17 protein-coding genes, 1 pseudogene and 2 riboswitches are annotated in these 17,624 nt (G+C 68.1%); of the genes and pseudogenes, 7 read left to right on the top strand and 11 right to left on the bottom strand.

Annotated elements, in window-relative coordinates; genetic code table 11:
- Window positions 1-140: 140 nt before the first annotated feature.
- Window positions 141-2,678, bottom strand: coding sequence for an ATP-binding protein (locus AC0662_RS13585; protein WP_478300651.1), 2,538 nt, complete (start codon window positions 2,676-2,678; stop codon window positions 141-143).
- Between the two features lie 100 nt (window positions 2,679-2,778).
- On the opposite strand from AC0662_RS13585, the gene AC0662_RS13580 reads away from it, so the two are divergent.
- On the top strand, window positions 2,779-3,414 hold the full coding sequence (locus AC0662_RS13580; RefSeq protein WP_478300649.1) for a hypothetical protein: 636 nt from the start codon (window positions 2,779-2,781) through the stop codon (window positions 3,412-3,414).
- 94 nt (window positions 3,415-3,508) lie between these two features.
- On the opposite strand, the gene AC0662_RS13575 is transcribed toward AC0662_RS13580, so the two are convergent.
- The 5 genes from AC0662_RS13575 to AC0662_RS13555 form a co-directional block, all read right to left on the bottom strand.
- Window positions 3,509-4,507: a LacI family DNA-binding transcriptional regulator gene (locus AC0662_RS13575; RefSeq protein WP_452199054.1), complete on the bottom strand. Its 999-nt coding sequence runs from the start codon at window positions 4,505-4,507 to the stop codon at window positions 3,509-3,511.
- A gap of 283 nt (window positions 4,508-4,790) precedes the next feature.
- Entirely contained in the window at window positions 4,791-5,609 is an 819-nt protein-coding gene (locus tag AC0662_RS13570) for a carbohydrate ABC transporter permease (protein WP_452204269.1), read from the bottom strand.
- Window positions 5,606-6,502: a carbohydrate ABC transporter permease gene (locus AC0662_RS13565; RefSeq protein WP_452204268.1), complete on the bottom strand. Its 897-nt coding sequence runs from the start codon at window positions 6,500-6,502 to the stop codon at window positions 5,606-5,608. The genes AC0662_RS13570 and AC0662_RS13565 overlap by 4 nt, the downstream gene beginning before the upstream one ends.
- Window positions 6,499-7,764: an extracellular solute-binding protein gene (locus AC0662_RS13560; RefSeq protein ID WP_452204267.1), complete on the bottom strand. Its 1,266-nt coding sequence runs from the start codon at window positions 7,762-7,764 to the stop codon at window positions 6,499-6,501. Before AC0662_RS13560 ends, AC0662_RS13565 begins: the two co-directional genes overlap by 4 nt.
- Window positions 7,761-9,230: a sulfatase-like hydrolase/transferase gene (locus AC0662_RS13555; protein WP_452204266.1), complete on the bottom strand. Its 1,470-nt coding sequence runs from the start codon at window positions 9,228-9,230 to the stop codon at window positions 7,761-7,763. The genes AC0662_RS13560 and AC0662_RS13555 overlap by 4 nt, the downstream gene beginning before the upstream one ends.
- 112 nt (window positions 9,231-9,342) lie before the next feature.
- On the opposite strand from AC0662_RS13555, the gene AC0662_RS13550 reads away from it, so the two are divergent.
- Window positions 9,343-9,534, top strand: a complete 192-nt coding sequence (locus AC0662_RS13550) for a hypothetical protein (RefSeq protein WP_452204265.1) — start codon at window positions 9,343-9,345, stop codon at window positions 9,532-9,534.
- Window positions 9,535-9,568: 34 nt separating this feature from the next.
- Here the strand turns inward: AC0662_RS13550 and AC0662_RS13545 are convergent, their stop codons facing one another.
- On the bottom strand, window positions 9,569-10,210 hold the full coding sequence (locus AC0662_RS13545; RefSeq protein WP_452204264.1) for an aspartate/glutamate racemase family protein: 642 nt from the start codon (window positions 10,208-10,210) through the stop codon (window positions 9,569-9,571).
- A 232-nt stretch (window positions 10,211-10,442) separates the two neighbouring features.
- Window positions 10,443-10,540: riboswitch (glycine riboswitch) on the top strand.
- Window positions 10,541-10,640, top strand: a riboswitch (glycine riboswitch).
- 52 nt (window positions 10,641-10,692) lie between these two features.
- On the opposite strand from AC0662_RS13545, the gene gcvT reads away from it, so the two are divergent.
- From gcvT to AC0662_RS13520, 5 genes and pseudogenes are all read left to right on the top strand, one after another.
- Window positions 10,693-11,781: a glycine cleavage system aminomethyltransferase GcvT gene (gcvT, locus tag AC0662_RS13540; RefSeq protein ID WP_452204270.1), complete on the top strand. Its 1,089-nt coding sequence runs from the start codon at window positions 10,693-10,695 to the stop codon at window positions 11,779-11,781.
- 14 nt (window positions 11,782-11,795) lie between these two features.
- Window positions 11,796-12,170, top strand: a complete 375-nt coding sequence (gcvH, locus tag AC0662_RS13535; protein WP_452204263.1) for a glycine cleavage system protein GcvH — start codon at window positions 11,796-11,798, stop codon at window positions 12,168-12,170.
- Between the two features lies 1 nt (window position 12,171).
- Complete coding sequence (glyA, locus tag AC0662_RS13530) at window positions 12,172-13,443, top strand: serine hydroxymethyltransferase (protein WP_452204262.1); 1,272 nt, start codon at window positions 12,172-12,174, stop codon at window positions 13,441-13,443.
- Window positions 13,444-13,622: 179 nt separating this feature from the next.
- Window positions 13,623-13,976, top strand: a pseudogene (locus AC0662_RS13525) (hypothetical protein); the annotation flags it as partial.
- A gap of 31 nt (window positions 13,977-14,007) precedes the next feature.
- Window positions 14,008-14,625, top strand: a complete 618-nt coding sequence (locus AC0662_RS13520; RefSeq protein ID WP_452204261.1) for a glycoside hydrolase family 6 protein — start codon at window positions 14,008-14,010, stop codon at window positions 14,623-14,625.
- A gap of 6 nt (window positions 14,626-14,631) precedes the next feature.
- Here the strand turns inward: AC0662_RS13520 and AC0662_RS13515 are convergent, their stop codons facing one another.
- The 4 genes from AC0662_RS13515 to AC0662_RS13500 form a co-directional block, all read right to left on the bottom strand.
- Window positions 14,632-15,669: a LacI family DNA-binding transcriptional regulator gene (locus AC0662_RS13515; protein ID WP_478300643.1), complete on the bottom strand. Its 1,038-nt coding sequence runs from the start codon at window positions 15,667-15,669 to the stop codon at window positions 14,632-14,634.
- Between the two features lie 58 nt (window positions 15,670-15,727).
- The gene (locus AC0662_RS13510) at window positions 15,728-16,057 is read right to left on the bottom strand and encodes a cupin domain-containing protein (protein WP_452204259.1); all 330 of its coding nucleotides are present in this window, start codon (window positions 16,055-16,057) and stop codon (window positions 15,728-15,730) included.
- Window positions 16,057-16,674, bottom strand: coding sequence for a VOC family protein (locus AC0662_RS13505; RefSeq protein ID WP_452204258.1), 618 nt, complete (start codon window positions 16,672-16,674; stop codon window positions 16,057-16,059). The genes AC0662_RS13510 and AC0662_RS13505 overlap by 1 nt, the downstream gene beginning before the upstream one ends.
- A gap of 120 nt (window positions 16,675-16,794) precedes the next feature.
- Window positions 16,795-17,577 (bottom strand): polysaccharide deacetylase family protein, encoded by a 783-nt coding sequence (locus AC0662_RS13500; RefSeq protein WP_452204257.1) that lies wholly within the window; start codon window positions 17,575-17,577, stop codon window positions 16,795-16,797.
- Between the last annotated feature and the right edge of the window lie 47 nt (window positions 17,578-17,624).

Here is a 17,624-nt window from a genome sequence, read left to right as displayed (position 1 = left end):
GGCATGCAAAATACAGCCCCCCTATATCCCCAAAGAACCCCAGACAAAACTGCCCCCACAGACCGCCGATGGCGGTTCCAGCAGTATGTAGCGGTCACCAACGGTGGTCAACCGTTCGCTATTGCACGAAAGTGCGGACTTCAGAGTGCCATTTGTTGCAGGAGATCCTCGACCCGTTCGGTGCGGCCGGCCTGCCGGTGCCGATCCCAGTCGTCGCGGGACAACGCGTCACCGACCAGTTCGAGTGCTTCCGCGAGCTCTTCGTCTCGGTAAGGATTCGGGATCTCGAGGCGTTCGCCCATCGCTTCCTCGGCGCCGAACAGCTCGGCGGCGCCGACCGGATCGCCCTGGCGGAGCAGGATGTTCATCGCGGTGTTCGAGAACGCCATCGTGAGACTCGGGCTGCCGAGCGCCAGCACCGTCGGCGTCAGGTCCCGGGCGATCTCGGTCGCCTCGTCGACGCGATCCGCGAGTGCCAGCAAGAACGCCAGGTTCTGCCCTTGGACGGCGAGCTCGTACGCGTCCCCGAGCGATTCGATGATCGTCAACGACTCGCGGAGCAGGATCTCGGCGCGCTGGAGATTCCCGAGCGCCTCCTCGACACCCGCGAGGTGGCTGAGCACCCGACTCAGCCGCCACCGGTCGTCGAGAATGCGAAGCTGCTCGATCGCGGCGGCCAGGGTGGTCCGCGCCGCGTCGAGATCGCCCTGCTGACGTTGCACGGTCCCGAGCACGGTCATCCCGTACGCGACAGCCGCCGGATCCTCGAGCCGCCGCGCCATGTCCACGCTGCGCGTCGCGACCTCGAGCGCCTGATCCGTGTCCCCCTGGATCAGCAGCAGATTGCACAATCCACGGAGACAGGCGGCCAGCTCGGGTGAGGATGTCGTACCCGCGGCCGCGATGACGTCCTCGTGGGACCGGCGGCTCTCGGCGTGGTATCCGCCGATGACCCAGACCCAGCCGAGTGCCGCGCACAGCCGGAGACCGGTCCGTACGTCGTTGGCGGTCGCCCACGTCAGCGCTGCTCGGAAGTTGTCGAGATCGACCTCGACCTGCGCGAGTGGTGGTTCCGCCGTCGACTTCTTGATCTCCTCGAGCTGATCGGCCAGGTCCGCGTAGTACGTCGCGTGGGTGCCGTGCGTCGTCGCCGCCTCGTCCGTGGCGTGCAACTCGTCGGCTGCGAACTGCCGAGTGGTCTCCAGGAACCGGACCCGCGGGCCTTCCGGTCCCTCGGTCAGCGTGAGCAGGTTGGCGTCGGACAACTCGGCCAGGGCATCGAGCGGATCGGTGCCGGTGGCGACTTTCTCGACTGCGGTCAGGTCGGCACCGCCGGAGAAGACGGCAAGCCGACGGAAGGTGCGCCGGTCCTCGGCACTGAGCAGCTCGTACGACCAGTCGATCGTCGCGCGTAACGTGCGCTGGCGTTCCGGCATCGCGCCACTGGCGGACGCGACGTCCAGCGAGCGATCGAGTCGGGCCAGGAGCTCCGCGACGCCGAGCAGCCGGATCCTCGGCGCGCAGAGCTCGATCGCGAGCGGTAGTCCGTCGAGCCGGCGGCAGATCGCGACCACGTCGGCGGTGTTGGCGGCGGTCAACGTGAAGGTGGGCTGGACGGCCTGGGCACGCTGCACGAACAGTTGCACGGCGGCCGAATCCGCGTCGGTGACTTGGAGCGGCGTCACCGGGTGCCGGTACTCGCCGAGCAGACCGAGAGCGCGGCGGGAGGTCGCGACCAGCTTCACGTGCGCGGCGCCCGCCAGAATCTCGGCAGCGACCTTGCCGGCGGCGGGCAGTTGCTCGAGGTTGTCCAGGACGAGCAACAGACTGCGCTGGGCCAGGTAGGCGACGACCCGGCCGCGTTCCCGTGGCGGAATGTCCAGCACCTCGGCGATCGAGGTCCACAGCACGTGTTCCGACGTCGCCGCGGCGAGCGGAACGAAGTACACGCCGTTCGGAAACTTTTCCGTCATGGCGGACGCGGCGCCGATCGCCAGCCGGGACTTTCCGGAACCTCCCGGACCGGTCAGCGTGACGAGCCGTACGTCGGGCTCGGCGAGCAGACCGGTGATGCGGTCGAGGTCCTGCTCGCGGCCGAGCAACGGTGTTGACGGGGCCGGCAGGCTGGTCGCCGTACCGAGGGTCCGGGGCGGCGGAAAATCGGACGGCAGGCCCTCGATCGTGATCTGGAACAGGTGTTCCGGCTCCGGAATGTCCTTCAGATGATGCGTTCCGAGGTCTCGCAACGTGACACCGTCCGGCAACTCCGCGAGACGGCTCGTGACCGCCGAGACGACGATCTGGCCACCGTGCGCAGCGGCTCCGATCCGGGCCGCGAGGTGGACGTCCATGCCCCAGTAGTCGCCGGCGTAGACACCCGGCGTACCGGTGTGGATCCCGATCCGGACGCGCAACTGCTCGCCACCCGGCCACCGGTGGTCCGCCAGCCGGCGCTGACCGTCGACCGCCGCCCGCACCGCATCACCGGCAGTCCGGAAAACGACGAAGAAACTGTCGCCCTCGGTCCCCATCTCGGTACCGCCGTACGCCGCCCAGGCCGCGCGCAGGATCCGCCGGTGCCCTTCCAGCGCCTCGAGGTACAGGTCGCCCAACCGGCGCAGCAGCACCGTCGACCCCTCGATGTCCGAGAACACCATCGCCACCGTTCCCCCACCCATGCCGCCAGTCTCGATGGCGGGCGAAAAAACGTCGAGAGCTGGCGGCAACTTTTGCCGACCACCGGGAGTCAGATGCGGTGCGCGGCCAGGGAGGCCGCCGATGAGCAGGGGGTTCGCAGGAATGAAGCGGTTCGGGATTGTGGCGGGGGCGGTTTCCGGAGTTGCGGCGCTGGCGGGCGCGGGGGCGCTGCTGCTCGGCGGGGCGTTGCCGAGCAACGCGGCCACGGCGCAGGTGAAGACGGTTGCCGCGAGCAACAGCACGGCGGTGACCTACACGACGCGGTACTTCGACCGGTACAGCGAGGGCGCGCACGCCAGCGCGGTGCTGCCGAAGACCTGGCGCGAGGTCCAGCTGGCGAAGTTTCAGACGCGCTTCGACGACAGCGCCAACAACCGGATGATCCGGTTCGACATCACGTACAACTACAACATCAGCACCGTCACGGCGCTGAACCGCAAGATCGCCGCGCTCAAGGGCACCCGCGGTCTGCACATCGTCGGTACGTCGACCGTCGCGATGCGGTCGACCCGGAACCAGGGCCGGCTGCAGGTGAGCACCGTCGTCTACACCTACCGCAGCGGTAACACCACCCGCTGGGTCGCGACCCGGTACGTCGGCCAGCAGGGCGGCAGCAACGCCGAGGTCGAGATCTCGGTGGCCGGATCGCCGGCCCAGAGCAAGGTGCTCGGCGCGGTGATCAACAAGGCGACGGTCTCGCTCGCACTGGCGGGCTGACTCGAACGCTGGGGGGCGTTCGTTGCGGTACGCAAGGATAAATCCCGATCTGCATGATGCCGGTGGCGCGAGCCACCGGCATCATTCGTTGCAGTTAGCTGATCCCGGTTGTGCTTTCGCGGACGACCAGGCTGAACGGGGCCTGGAGACGGACCGGCTCCGCACCCGGTTGCTGGTCGCGCAGCGCCTGCAGAGCCAGCCGGGCGATCGCGACCCGGTCCGGCGCGACCGTGGTCAGAGTCGGCAGCGTGGCGAGGTCGTACGGGATGTCGTCGAAACCGACCACTGCGACATCCTGCGGTACGCGCAAACCACGCAGTACCAAGGCCCGGATCGCACCCATCGCCAGCCAGTCGGTGGCCGCGAAGATCGCGTCCGGGGCGGGGTTTCCCGAGTCCAGCCACTCGCCGAGCGTGCGCTCCGCGTCCTGACCGCGGAGCCCGCCGGTCGGCAGTACGACGTCCTCGTCGACCGGGAGCCCGGCGTCGGCGATCGCGTCGCGGTACCCGTTGATCCGCTCGTCCTCCATGCCGGGGCCGGGCGCCAGCGCCATCACCTGCCGCCTGCCGAGTGCCAGCAGGTGCTCGGTCGCGACCCGACCGGCCTCACGGTTGTCGATCCCGACGTGATCGGCGTCGAACTGCGCCGCGGCCTTCTCACCGAGCATCACCAGCGGCAACGCTGGATCGCGACCCGAGACGTCCTCGGCGGTCAGGCCGAGCGGACTCATCACGATTCCGTCCAGCCGCGCCGGGTGCCGCTCGGTGAGCAGCGCCAGCTCGGTCTCGCGGCGGCCGCCGGTCTGGTGGAACTGCACGATCCACCCGTACGCCTCGGCCGCGTCGAGCATCCGCGCCGCGAGCGAGGCGAAGTACGGCCGATCGAGCTGCGGTACGGCGAGCGCGATCACACCGCTGCGGCCCTGCGCCAGGTTGCGGGCCGCGATGTTCGGCCGGTAGCCGAGCTTGTCGATCGCGGCCAGCACCCGCTGCCGGGTCTCCTCGCGGACGTGCTCGGCCCCGTTGACGACGTTCGACACCGTCTTCATCGACACCCCGGCCGCCTCCGCGACATCGGTCAAGCGAGGCCTCATGGGCGTAAGCATGTCATGGGCCGAAGAGCGCGAGCAGCTAGGTCATGGGGCCTCCCGGCCTGGACTGAGGAGCGCAGGGAGCGCGGTCGCGGGGTCCCCGGTCTGGACTGAGGAGCGCAGGGAGCGCAGCGACTGGAGCGACGAGGGAAGACCGGGAACCAGACCCCGCGACCTGCCGCGCGCCAGCGCGGCATCGAGCACAGCGACTGGAGCGACGAGGGAAGGCCGGGAGTTCCAGCCCCATGACCCCGCCGGCGCCGAAGGCCCGGCCAAAAGAACAGCTTCATTTGAGGCCGGTGTGAGCCATTCCGGCCAGGATCCGGCGCTGGAAGATCACGAACACCACGACCACCGGAACCAGCGTTACCACGCTCATCGCGAACAGCGCGCCCCACTCCGAACTGCCGGTCGTGTCCAGGAATCCGCGCAGCGCGACCGGGACCGTCAGCTTGGTCCTGGTCGACAGGTAGATCAGCTGGCTGAAGAAGTTGTTCCAGGTCCAGATGAACGAGAAGATCGCGGTCGTCACCAGCGCCGGCGACAACAGCGGCAGGATGATCCGCCGGTAGATGCCCCAGTGCCCGCAGCCGTCGATCCGGGCCGCGTCGTCCAGCTCGACCGGGATCGACCGGATGAACTGCACCATCAGGAACACGAAGAACGCGTCGGTGGCGAGGAAACTCGGAACGATCATCGGCCAGAACGTGTCGATCCAGTGCAGGTTCCGGAAAATCGAGTACTGCGCGATCAGCGTCACGTGCGCGGGCAGCATCAGCGTCGCGAGCATCAATCCGAACAACGGTTTCCGCCCGACGAACCGCATCCGCGCGAACGCGTAGGCGGTCAGCGAGCAGGTCAGCACGTTGCCGATCACCACCGCCGCGCAGATGATCAGCGAGTTCATGATGTAGACGCCGAAGTTGGTCCCGGTGGAGGACCAGCCGAGCGCGTAGTTCCCGAGCGTCGGACGCTCCGGGATCAGGCCGGGATGCGAGAAGATCTCGGTGTTCGGACGCAGCGAGGCGGTGATCATCCAGAGCAGCGGGTAGAGCATCACCAGTGCCCCGAGGCTCAGTCCGATGTGTGCCAGGACGCGTTTCATCGGCTGGCCCCTTCGTCTCCGTAGAACACCCAGGTGCGGCCGAGGACGAAGTTCAGTCCGGTGAAGACCGCGATGATGAGGAGCAGCACCCAGGCCATCGCGGCGGCGTACCCCATCCGGAAGTTTCCGAACGCCTGCTGGTAGAGGTACAGGGTGTAGAACAGCGTGGAGTCGGACGGACCGCCCTTTCCGCCGCTGATCACGAACGCCGGGGTGAACGCCTGGAACGCGCCGATGATCTGCAGTACCAGGTTGAAGAACACCACCGGCGACAGCAGTGGGAGCGTCACCCGCCAGAACCGTTGCCATCGGCCCGCACCGTCCACCTCGGCGGCTTCGAGTACTTCGTCCGGAATCTGCCGCAGTCCGGCCAGGAAGATCACCATCGGCGCACCGAACTGCCAGACCCGGAGCACGATCAGCGTCCACAACGCCGTACCCGGTTCGGAGATCCAGCCGTGGCCCTGGATTCCGAAGAGGCCGAGGACCTGGTTGAGCAGACCGTCGCTGCCGAAGATCTGCTGCCAGAGCAGGGCGATCGCGACACTGCCACCGAGCAGGCTCGGCACGTAGTACAGCGCCCGGTAGACGGCCAGACCCTTGAGCCCCCGGTTGAGGAGTACGGCGACCGCGAGCGCGAACGCCATCTCGAGCGGGACCGAGACGCCGACGTAGATGAACGTGACCTTCAGCGACTGCAGGTACCGTGGGTCCTGGAAGAGCGCCGTGTAGTTCTGCAGACCCTTCCACTCGGGGGTGTTGAGCAGCGCGTAGTCGGTGAACGAGTAGTACAGCGACAGCAGCATCGGACCGATGGTCAGTCCAATGATCCCGATCAACCAGGGCAGCAGGAACAGGTACGCCGGGACGCTCCGGCGGAGGTTAGCGATCACTGACCGAGGGTCTTCCCGGCCAGGTCGACGAACTGCTGCGCGCCGGCCGCGGGCGTGGCCTTTCCGAAACCGATGTTCTCGGCGATCCGGCCGAACCCGGTGAGCAGCTCGCCGTACCCCTTCGGCCACGGCTTCGGCGACGGACCGACCTTCCCGGCCAGGCTCTCGACGTACTTGATCGCCCGCGCGCCCGCCGAGCCCGCGTCCGCGGAAACCAGGTCACGCGCTTTCTTCGACGGCGGTACGCCGAGCAGGATCCCGATCGCCTTGATCGCCTTCTCGTCGTTCAGCAGGAACCCGATCAGTTTCGCGGCGTCCTCGGGGTGCTTGCTCGCCGACGACACGCACCACAGGTCGAGGCCCTTGACGAACTGGCCCTTCAGGTCGCCCGCCGTCACCTGCGGGACCGGGAGGATCGTGAGCGGGCTCTTCACCAGCGGCTGGTAGAAGGTGACCTGCTGGACCCAGCCGAACTGCACCGGCGACTTGCCCTTGGCAATCAGCGACTTCTCGATCGCGGTCGTCTCGGCACTGACGTTCTGCGGCGGAGCGGCCTTGGCCTTCCGCAGGTCGTCCCAGTACCGGAACCACGCCTCGACGGTATCCTTGGTGGTCAGCAGTTTTCCGCCGTCGTCGGAAAACATTTCTGTTCCGTGCTGGCGGGCGAACACCTCGAACAGCTGGAAGTTTCCGGCCTGGTCCGTGGACCCGTACGAGCCCTGGACCGAGCCGGTGTAGTCGCGGGCGAACTCGGCGAACGCGTCCCACGTCCAGCCCTGTGCCGGAATCGTTCCGCCGGCTTTCTTGATCGCGCCTTCGTCGACGTACATCGAGTAGCTGATCGAGCTCTGCCCGATGCCATAGCTCTTGCCGTCGACGACACCGCTGTCCGCCACGTCTTTGTCGAGACCCGACGTGTCGATCCCCAGCGAACCGAGGTCCTTCAACGCACTCCGGCCGGCATAGTCACTGAAGTAGCTCATCGACATCCGGAGTACGTCGGGGGCGTTGTTTCCGGACGTCTGCGTGGCGAGCTTGTCCCAGTAGTCGTCGAACGGGGCACTTTCCGCGGTGTACTCCGCGCCGCCGTTCGACTTCCACGCGGCGAGGGCCGTGTTGATGGCCTTGGTCACCGGGTCCGGGCCGTACCAGGAAACTCGCATCGGACCGGACTTTCCGGAGGAGCAGCCGGGGATCATCGTCGCGGCGGTGGCGGCGGCGCCGAGCCCGAGCAGGGTGCGGCGGCTGAAGGTGGGGGTCATCGGGGTTCTCCTTGGGTGGCCGTCCAGCGCCAGTTGTGGGCCAGGCGGAGCGGGACGTAGTTGCCGTTCGGGAGGTCGTCGGTGAGCCGGGCCTGCCAGCGGGTGAGCTGGTGCAGCAGCCGGGCCCGGACGGCCAGGTGACGCTCGTCGTCGAAGAGGTTGTCGAGCTCGACCGGGTCGTTCTCCAGGTCGTACAGCTCGCCGGCGAGATCCGCGTGCACGATGAGCTTCCAGCGGCCGCTCCGCAGCATCCGCGCGGCGCCGGACTGGGTGACCGTGTTGAGTTCGTCGAACGTCCGGCCCTCGTACGCGAAGTGCAGCGGTGGCCGCGCCGTCACGTCGTACGCGCGACCGCCGAAACCTTGCTCGGCGATGACGCTGGCGAACTCCTCCTCGGGTGCTGGTTCCCCCTGGGCGAGCGGGAGCAGGCTGCGGCCCTGGACGCCATCGGGGATGGGTGCGCCGACGGCTTCACAGACGGTCGGGAGTACGTCGACGATCGAGACCGGTTCGTCGCGCTGCTGCACGGCGACGCCGTCGCCGGCGAGGACGAACGGGATCCGCATCAGGAACTCGGACAGGCCGGCGCCCTTGCGTTGCAGGCCGTACTCGCCGACGTAGTCACCGTGGTCGGCCAGCACGATCGTCAGGCGCGGTCGTTGCCGCTGCGCGAGACCGTCGTGCAGGCGGCGAATCTGGTCGTCGAGGAGCCGCAACATCCCGAGATAGTTGGCGGTGTAGCGGCGCCAGTTGTCGTCGTACCCCGGCCGTTTTTCCTCCTGGAGTTTCCGCAACCAGGCGTACGTTCCGCCTTTTTGCTCGGCCGCTTCGGGACCGGTCGATCGTTGCGGAACGTCTTCCGGTGCGACGAGGTCGAAGTACGGCTGCGGGACCTGGTACGGGTTGTGCGGCTCGGGATACGAGACCCAGAACAGACCGGGCTGATCCGGGTCGGCGTCGTCGATCGCCTTCAGCGCGTCGGACGTGATCCGGTACGGGAGCTGGCAGGTCACGTCGTACGGCGTCGGCTCGTCGGAAACACCGTGATCGAGCTGCGCGAGCCACTCGTCGAACGCTTTCTCGTCCGCGCTGCGCTCGGGGCCCTGGGTGTGGAAATAGGGGCCGGCGTAGGTGTCGAAGTCCCCGTCACCGCGGTGCATGTGCGGCTTTCCGGCGAAGTGCAGCTGGTAGTCCGCGCCCCGCAGTACGTCGAGCAGGTCCTGCTGGAAGGCGGCGTACTGCGCGTTGCTGTTCTGGCGGACCTGGTGGGCGCTCGGAAACCGTCCGGTGAGCAGACTCGTCCGCGCCGGAACGCACGCCGGGGCGGCCGTGTACGCGTTCCGGAAATCCGTTCCGCGGTCCGCCAGCCCGTCGACGAAGGGCATGGTGTCCACCGGATACCCACTCCGCCGGGTCAGCCCCACGCGCTGCTGATCGGTCATCACGATGACGATGTCGGGACGCATCGACCTACTCTCTGCTCGGGTTTTACAGCGCTGTAATACAGCGCTGTAAACCATGCCGCAGGGTCCGCGTGGTCGTCAAGAGGTGACCGGGCGGCCCGCTACCATCGCCCTCGTGATGTTCGAGCCGATGAGCCGCCGCCTGGCCGTGTCCTTCGCCGTCACCGGGCTGATCCTGTTCGTCGCCGGCCTTCTGGTGCGCCCGACGAACATCACCGTCGCGGTGGTGCTCTTCCTGCTGGCCGTCGGCCTCCTCGGCCTAGGCGCCTACGGAGCCCTCGAACGCCTCGTCAGCCGCCGCCGCTAACAGCGTCGTTCTCCTAGCGCGGGACCGTTTCCGGTCAGTGCGCAAGTGTTTCCGCGAGCCGGCGTACCCCTCGGTCGGGGCTGGTGAGGACCGGGACGGAGAGGTCCAGCCCTTCGGCCGCCGATGCCATGGATGCCTGCGCCAGCACCACCACGTCGCCATCGGCCGCCTGGATGGCAGCAGCAACCAGCGCATCGTGACGGGCACGATCTCCAGCAACGGCAGCCTCGAACGCGCCGGGCACAACAACTTCAGTGATCTCGACGTCCTGATCCAGGAGCTGCGCACGCTCACGCAGCAGCGCGGCCGTCGGCTGGACGGTGGTCGGCAGCGTCGCGATCACCGTCACACGCTTTCCGGCACGCACCGCCTCGTCCGCCATCGCCTCGTCGACGCGGTACACCGGTACGCCGATGCGGTCGGCGAGCGGAGCGGCGTACTGCGAGATCGACGAGCAGGTGAAGAGCACGGCCTCCGCGCCGGCCGCGACGGCCGCGTCACCGAGGTCGGCCAGCCGCTGGGCGACCTGCTCCGCCGCGGCACCGCGTCCGAGGTCGGCGACGATCTTGTCGTCGAGCAGGTTCTGCACCTCGACGCCCGGCAGGTGCTCCGCGGCCAGCGTCGCGAACGTCGGGATCACCACGGCCCCGGTGTGCAGGAAAGCGATCCGCGTCATCCGACGATCCTCACGTTTCAATGCGTGATACCGCTGTGGTGGCGACATCAACGGCGCTGCTTCGGAACCCAAGATTGACACGTTTCAGAACACCGGGTCAACGCCACGCGTGTCGCGCAGGAAACACCCTCCTCGAGCGTTTCCGGCGCGTTCCGGAACGGGTTTCGCGATCGTTTGACCTCGGGTGGCGGTCCGGCATACGGTCGGTCGCACAATTGCACATCGTGCCGTTCGAACCGGGGCGGAAGAGTTCCCTGCCCGACCAAGGCAGGGGCGCCGGAGGAGCAACTCTCCCCAGAAACTCTCAGGCCCAGTCACCGCTCCGGATGAGGCAACCTCTGGAAAGTCAGGACCGTCGTGTCCTGCACCCACGGTGCAAGCCGCACACTCTGCGGTGAAGCTCTCAGGTACCGATGACAGAGCGGGGAGGTCACCCAACCGGTGGTGCCACTGCGTGGCGCCGGAAGCCAGGGAGCCTCCTCATCGTGTCCCGACACACGCCGCTGTACGCCGTGCACCAAGAGCTCGGCGCGAGTTTCACCGACTTCGCGGGCTGGTCCATGCCGGTCCGCTACACCTCCGACGTCGCCGAGCACCACGCCGTCCGCACCACGTCCGGCTTGTTCGACCTCAGCCACATGGGCGAGCTCGAACTGACCGGTCCACAGGCCGGCCATGCGCTCGACTACGCGCTCGTCGGGCACCCTTCGAAGATCGCCGTCGGCCGCGCCCGCTACTCGATGCTCTGCACCGAGTCCGGCGGCATCGTCGACGACCTCGTCGTCTACCGCCTCGCCGACGAACACTTCCTGGTCGTCGCGAACGCCGGCAACGTCCCGGCTGTCCACGCGGCGCTCCAGGAACGCACCAAGTCGTACGACTGCCAGTTACGGAACACGTCCGACGACTGGGCGCTGCTCGCGGTCCAGGGTCCGGATTCGGAAAACGTTGTCGGAACGCTCACGGAACTCCCGGTCCAGCAACTGAAGTACTACGCCATCACCGCCGGCACCGTTGCCGGGCGCAACGTGTTGCTCGCCCGCACCGGGTACACCGGCGAGGACGGCTTCGAGATCTACTGCCGCCCGACGGACGCGCAGCGGGTCTGGACCACGATCAGCGCCGTACCCAGCGGGCCGCGACCGGCCGGACTCGCGTGCCGGGACACGCTCCGGCTCGAAGCGGGGATGCCGCTGTACGGCCAGGAGCTGAGCACCGCGACCACGCCGTTCGAGGCCGGACTCGGCCGGATCGTCGCCTTCGGCAAAGAAAACGGTTTCGTCGGCCGGGACGCACTCGCCCAGCGCCGCGACGACGGCTCCACGCAGATCCTGGTCGGCCTGGTGTCCGACTCGCGCCGCTCACCACGAGCCGGGTACGCCGTACTCGATCCAAGCGGTGAACCCGTCGGCACGATCACCAGCGGCGCGCCGTCGCCGACCCTGCGCCGCCCGATCGCGATGGCCTACGTCCGCCCCGGTCTGGAGCAGCCCGGAACCCCGTTGCTCGTCGACATCCGCGGCCGGCACGAGCCGGTCGAGGTCGTCACCCTGCCGTTCTACCGCCGCTGACCCCAGGAGCCACCATGCCTGTCCCGACCGACCTGAAGTACACCGCCGACCACGAATGGCTGACGCTCGACGGCGACACCGCGACCGTCGGCATCACCGCGTTCGCCGCCGACGCGCTCGGCGACGTCGTGTACGTCGACCTGCCGATCGTCGGCGCCACTGTCCGGGCCGGCGCGCCCTGCGGCGAGATCGAGTCCACGAAGTCGGTGAGCGATCTGAACGCCCCGGCCGACGGCGAGGTCGTCGAGATCAACCACGAGGTGATCGCCGACCCGTCCGTCCTGAACACCGACCCGTTCCAGGCCGGCTGGCTCTTCCGCCTGAAGGTCTCGGGGACGCCGGACCTCCTCGACGCGACCGCCTACGAAGCGCTGACGGGCGGTGCCTGACATGAGCCTGCTGGACCAGCACCTCGCGGACGCCGATCCCGAGGTACACGCCGCGATCCAGGCCGAGCTCGGCCGCCAGCGCGACACCCTCGAACTCATCGCCAGCGAGAACTTCGCGCCGATCGCCGTGATGCAGGCGCAGGGGTCGGTCCTCACCAACAAGTACGCCGAGGGCTACCCCGGCCGCCGGTACTACGGCGGTTGCGAGCACGTCGACGTCATCGAGCAGCTCGCGATCGATCGCGTGAAGGGTCTGTTCGGCGCCGGTTTCGCCAACGTCCAGCCGCACTCGGGCGCCCAGGCGAACGCCGCGGCCATGGCCGCGCTGCTCGAGCCCGGGGACACCATCCTCGGCCTCGACCTCGCCCACGGCGGCCACCTCACGCACGGAATGCGGCTGAACTTCAGCGGAAAGCTGTACGACGTCGTTTCCTACCACGTCCGCGACACCGATTTCCGGGTCGACATGGACGAGGTCGAACGGCTCGCCGTCGAGCACCGGCCGAAGCTGATCGTGGCCGGCTGGTCGGCGTACCCGTTGCACCTGGATTTCGCCGGTTTCCGGCGGATCGCCGACCTGGTGGGCGCGTACCTGATGGTGGACATGGCCCACTTCGCCGGCCTGGTCGCGGCCGGGCTGCACCCGAGCCCGGTACCGCATGCGGATGTCGTCACCACGACTACGCACAAGACCCTGGGTGGTCCGCGCGGCGGAGTGATCCTCACGAACCGCGCGGACCTCGCCAAGAAACTCAATTCCGCGGTCTTTCCGGGCCAGCAGGGCGGTCCACTGGAACACGTTGTCGCGGCGAAGGCGGTCGCCTTCAAACTGGCCGCGACGGACGAGTTCGCCGAGCGGCAGCGCCGAACGCTCGACGGCGCGCGGGCGATCGCCGGACGGCTGCTCGCGGACGACGTCCAGGCAGCCGGGATCTCGGTCCTGACCGGTGGCACGCAGGTGCACCTGGTCCTGGTCGACCTGCGGCGGTCCGAGCTCGACGGACAGCAGGCCGAGGATCTCCTGCACTCCATCGGCGTCACGGTGAACCGGAACGCCGTACCGTTCGATCCGCGGCCGCCCATGGTGTCGTCGGGCCTGCGCATCGGTACGCCGGCGCTGGCGGCGCGAGGCTTCGGGGACCCGGAGTTCCGCGAGGTCGCAGACATCATCGCGACCGCCCTGCTGCGCCCGCGGGACACCGAGAGTCGCGCCGTACTGCGGGATCGCGTCGCGGTGCTGGCCTCGAAGTTCCCGCTGTACGCCGGGAGCTGACTGGAAGCGCTCCCGGTCATATCCGGCAAAGCGAGAAATGCTCGATTTTGCTTTCTCTGCAAGCGGTTGACGGCAACGCCTGGATCGGACACTATCGGGCATGTTGTCGATACGGTGAGTGATTTCTGAGAGCGCTCCCGGAGCGTCCGCCCCGTTTGCTCGAGACAGGAGCTGCAGAGATGAGATGGATCGTGCGCGGCCTGCTGGCCGCCGGGCTGATCGGTGCCGTGGTGGCACCCGTGATCCGCACCGCCGACGCCTCGACCCCGGCCGGCACAACCCCAGCCGGCGCAGCCACCGCGACGGCCGGCAACCCGGTGCAGCTGACGAGCGGCTTTTACGTCGACCCGAACTCGAACCCGGCGACCTGGGTGCGGAACAACGGCGGCGACGGCCGGGCGACCGCGATCAAGAACTCGATCGCGAGCAAGCCGATGGCGCGCTGGTTCGGCAACTGGAGCGGCGCGATCGGGGCGGCGGTCGGCGGCTTCGTGGGGGCCGCCGACACAGCCGACAAACTCCCGGTGCTGGTCGCGTACAACATCCCGGGCCGGGACGCCTGCGGTGGCCATTCCGGCGGTGGTGCCGGGTCACCGGGCGGCGTACCGGACCTGGATCCAGGAGTTCGCGCGCGGGATCGGGAACCGTCCGGCGGTGGTCGTCATCGAGCCGGACTCGCTGGGCGACTTCAACTGCATGAACAGCGACCAGATCGCGGAACGCAACGGAATGCTCGGGTACGCCGTCCAGCAGTTCAAGGCGCTCGCGCCGAACGCGTGGGCGTACCTTGACGGTGGCAACTCCGGCTGGGTCGCCGCCGACGTGATGGCGCAGCGCCTCCAGGGTGCCGGGCTGGCGAACGCCCACGGTTTCGCGCTGAACGTCTCGAACTACTACACCACCGCCGAGTCGGTGACCTATGGCAACGCGGTGAAGAGCCACCTGTCCGCGGCGAAGCCGTTCGTCGTCGACACCAGCCGGAACGGAAACGGAACCGGAAACGACTGGTGCAACCCGCCGGGCCGGAAACTCGGCGTTCCAGCGCAGAACGGCGGCGGCGCGGAAATGCTGCTCTGGCTCAAGGTTCCGGGCGATTCCGACGGCGACTGCGGCATCGGCGCGGGCATCCCGGCCGGCACCTTCAGCCCCGACCTGGCCACGCACCTGATCAACGGAAACTGAGCCTGCTCAGCGGGAGCTGGCGGAGTCCCGGACAACGAGGCGGGTCGGGAGGATGAGGGGTGAAGGGTCCTTGCCCTCGAGCAGCGCCCGCAACATGCGGGCCATCTCCCGGCCCAGCGCCTGGATCGGCTGACTGACGGTCGTCAGCGGCGGGCTCGTGTGCCGGGCGGTGGCGATGTCGTTGAAGCCGACCACCGCGACATCGGCCGGTACCGATCGGCCGGCGTCGGCCAGCGCTCGCAACGCACCGATCGCCATTTGATCCGAAGCGACGAACACGGCGTCCAGATCCGGGTGTGCGGAAAGCAGTTCCGCCATCGCTTTCCGGCCACCGTCCTCGGAGAAGTCGGCGTGCGCCACCCGGTGCGCCTCCAGCCCGGAAACCGCGAGAGTTTCCTGAAATCCCTTGTACCGCGCGGTTCCGGCGGCCTCGTCCATCCGGCCGGTGATCGTCGCGATCCGAGTCCGGCCGACAGCCACCAGGTGCTCGACGGCAAGCCTCGCCCCGCCGCGGTTGTCCGCGTCCACGTAGTACCGAGGTTCGAAGGTCACCGGCCGGCCGCCGAACACGACCGGCACCTCGGCCTCTTCGGCGAGTCGCGCGAGCGGGTCGTCGCCGTGCATCGACATCAGCATCACGCCGGCGGCCTTTCCGTTCCGCAACAGTTTCCGCAACCGTTCCTGACCGGGGACCGAGGTCGCCGTCCTCAGCACCAGCTCGAGGTCGGTCTCCTCCAGCGCCGAGGCGATCCCGACCACGACCTCCGCCACGAACGGATCCGCGAAGACCTGCGGATCCTCGGCGGAAACCGCGAGCACGACCGATCCCAGTTCGGTTCCGGAGGGCGCGGCACCGTTCCGCCGCGCGAGTTCCCGGGCCGTTGCGTCCGGCACGTATCCGAGCGCCGCGATCGCCCGCTGCACGGCGTCCCGCTTGGCCTGGCTGACATGCGGCGCGTTGTTGATCACCCGCGACGCCGCGGACCGCGAAACCCCTGCCCGAGCGGCAACCTCGTCCAACGTGACCCGCCGGCTCACACCCACAAGCACTCACTATACGAGAGCCGCACGCGCGATCGCCGCGCCTCACTGCACTGCGACCTCAGTGCAGGGCAACCGACAGCAGCAGCACCGCCGCGGTCCGGGCGTGGACGTCGTGTCGCTGCGGCGGTACGGCGACCAGATCGCCTGCCCGCAACTCGACCTCCGCATCACCCGCCCGGAGCACGGCTTCTCCCCGAAGACACAGCAACGACGCGTCCCCGGGACTCTGATGTTCACCCAGCGTGCGCCCCGCGTCCAGCGCGATCAGCGTCTGCCGCAACCGCGCACCCGACCGCCCGTAAACGGTCGTCGCGCTCCGCCCACTGTCACTGGACGCCGCCGACTCAAGATGAGCCGCTGCCAACTCCTCGATCCGCAATGCCTCCATCAACCGATGATGGCACCGGCCTCCCAGGCGAATCCGTCCGGGTCGACGAACTGGCCGCCGTCCGCACGGAGCACGATCCGGTGCGAACCGCTGCCCTCCATCGGTACGCCGGCGTCCTTGGCCAGCGCCTTCCGCGCGTACAGTCCGAGCTTCACCTCGCCGGCCGCCGCGAACTCGACGTACTTGCGCCCGAAGCTCTTCGACACCTCGAGCCCCTGCTCCTGGTAGAACTTCTTGCTCGCGGCCACGTCGTCACACCCGAGCAGCAGGACGACGGAATCGATCGCACGCGTCGCGGGACCGGTGTCCTTCTTCGCCGACGTGGCGATCTTCCAGATCGTCCCGTCGGGTGCCTGCAGCGTTCCGCCGTACCCCCAGATCGACTTGGTCACCGGCTTCACCACCGTCGCGCCGGCCGCGACCGCGGACTCGAACAGGCTGGTCACGGTGCTCGGCTGCCCAACCGTCAGCGACAGCGTGAAACCGCGGAAACCCTGTGTTTCCGCGCTGGCCGCACGCACGGTCACCTGTCCGTCGAGCCCGAACGCCTCGCTCAGGAACCGCTCAGCCGCGGCAACGTCACTAACTTCCAGAACCACACTCTGAAGATTTGTCATGCCTTAAACCTAGGAAGCCGGGCGCCCCCGTGCTTCTCGATTCCTGACCAACCCCGATCCGGAATCTTTCCGGACCGGCGTTTCCGGATCAGCAGGCGTTTCCGTCAGCAGGCGTTTCCGTCAGCAGGAAAGCGTCGCGAACCCGTACCCGCGCGCGGCCAGACTCGTCAGCGCCTGGTCCAGCGCCGCCACCGTCTGTGCTCGGTTTCCCCCACCGTCGTGCATCAGGATGATCGCGCCCGGGTGCGCGCCGGCCAGCACCCGCTGGGCGATCGTCGACGCCCCCGGCCGCTTCCAGTCGTTGGTGTCCACGTCCCACAACACCTGCTGCATCCCGTCTCGCTTGATCTCCGCCTTCACCCGCGCATTGGTCGCGCCGTACGGCGGCCGGAAACACTTCGACACGATCCCGTTCGCCACCTGCCGATGCAACTGCGCCGGCGACAACTTGGTCAGCTGCGGATGCGAGATCGAGTGATTCCCCACCGAGTTCCCCGCCGCCCGTACGTCGGCCACCAGCCCCGGATGCGCCGCTGCGTTCTGCTCCAACATGAAGAACGTCCCATGCGCCCCGTGCTTCGCCAACACCGCCAACACCTCAGGCGTCCACCGAACATCCGGCCCATCATCAAACGTCAGATAAACAACCTTCCCCTTAACCTGCTGGACAGGCTGAGTCGTCCGCACACTCGAAGGCGTGGTCGTGCTCGGCTTCGTCGTGCCCGGCGTGGTCTTGGCCGCTTTAGTAGCACCCGGCTTAACAGAACCAACCGCCACCGGCCGCGCAGTCGTCTCAGCAGCACTGGCCTTCCACCCTGGCCCAGTCACCGCCGCGTGCAGACTCCACACAGCAACCCCAGCCCCCACCGCCAACACCACCGGCAGCCTGAACCCACGCCACATAACCCCAACCCCCAAGCATCGAACCACCCTCACCTACAGCCAGTCCG

This window comes from Kribbella sp. NPDC043289, from assembly GCF_056436705.1.
The sequence above is the reverse complement of the archived record's forward strand: the minus strand, read 5'-3'. Positions and strand labels throughout refer to the sequence as shown.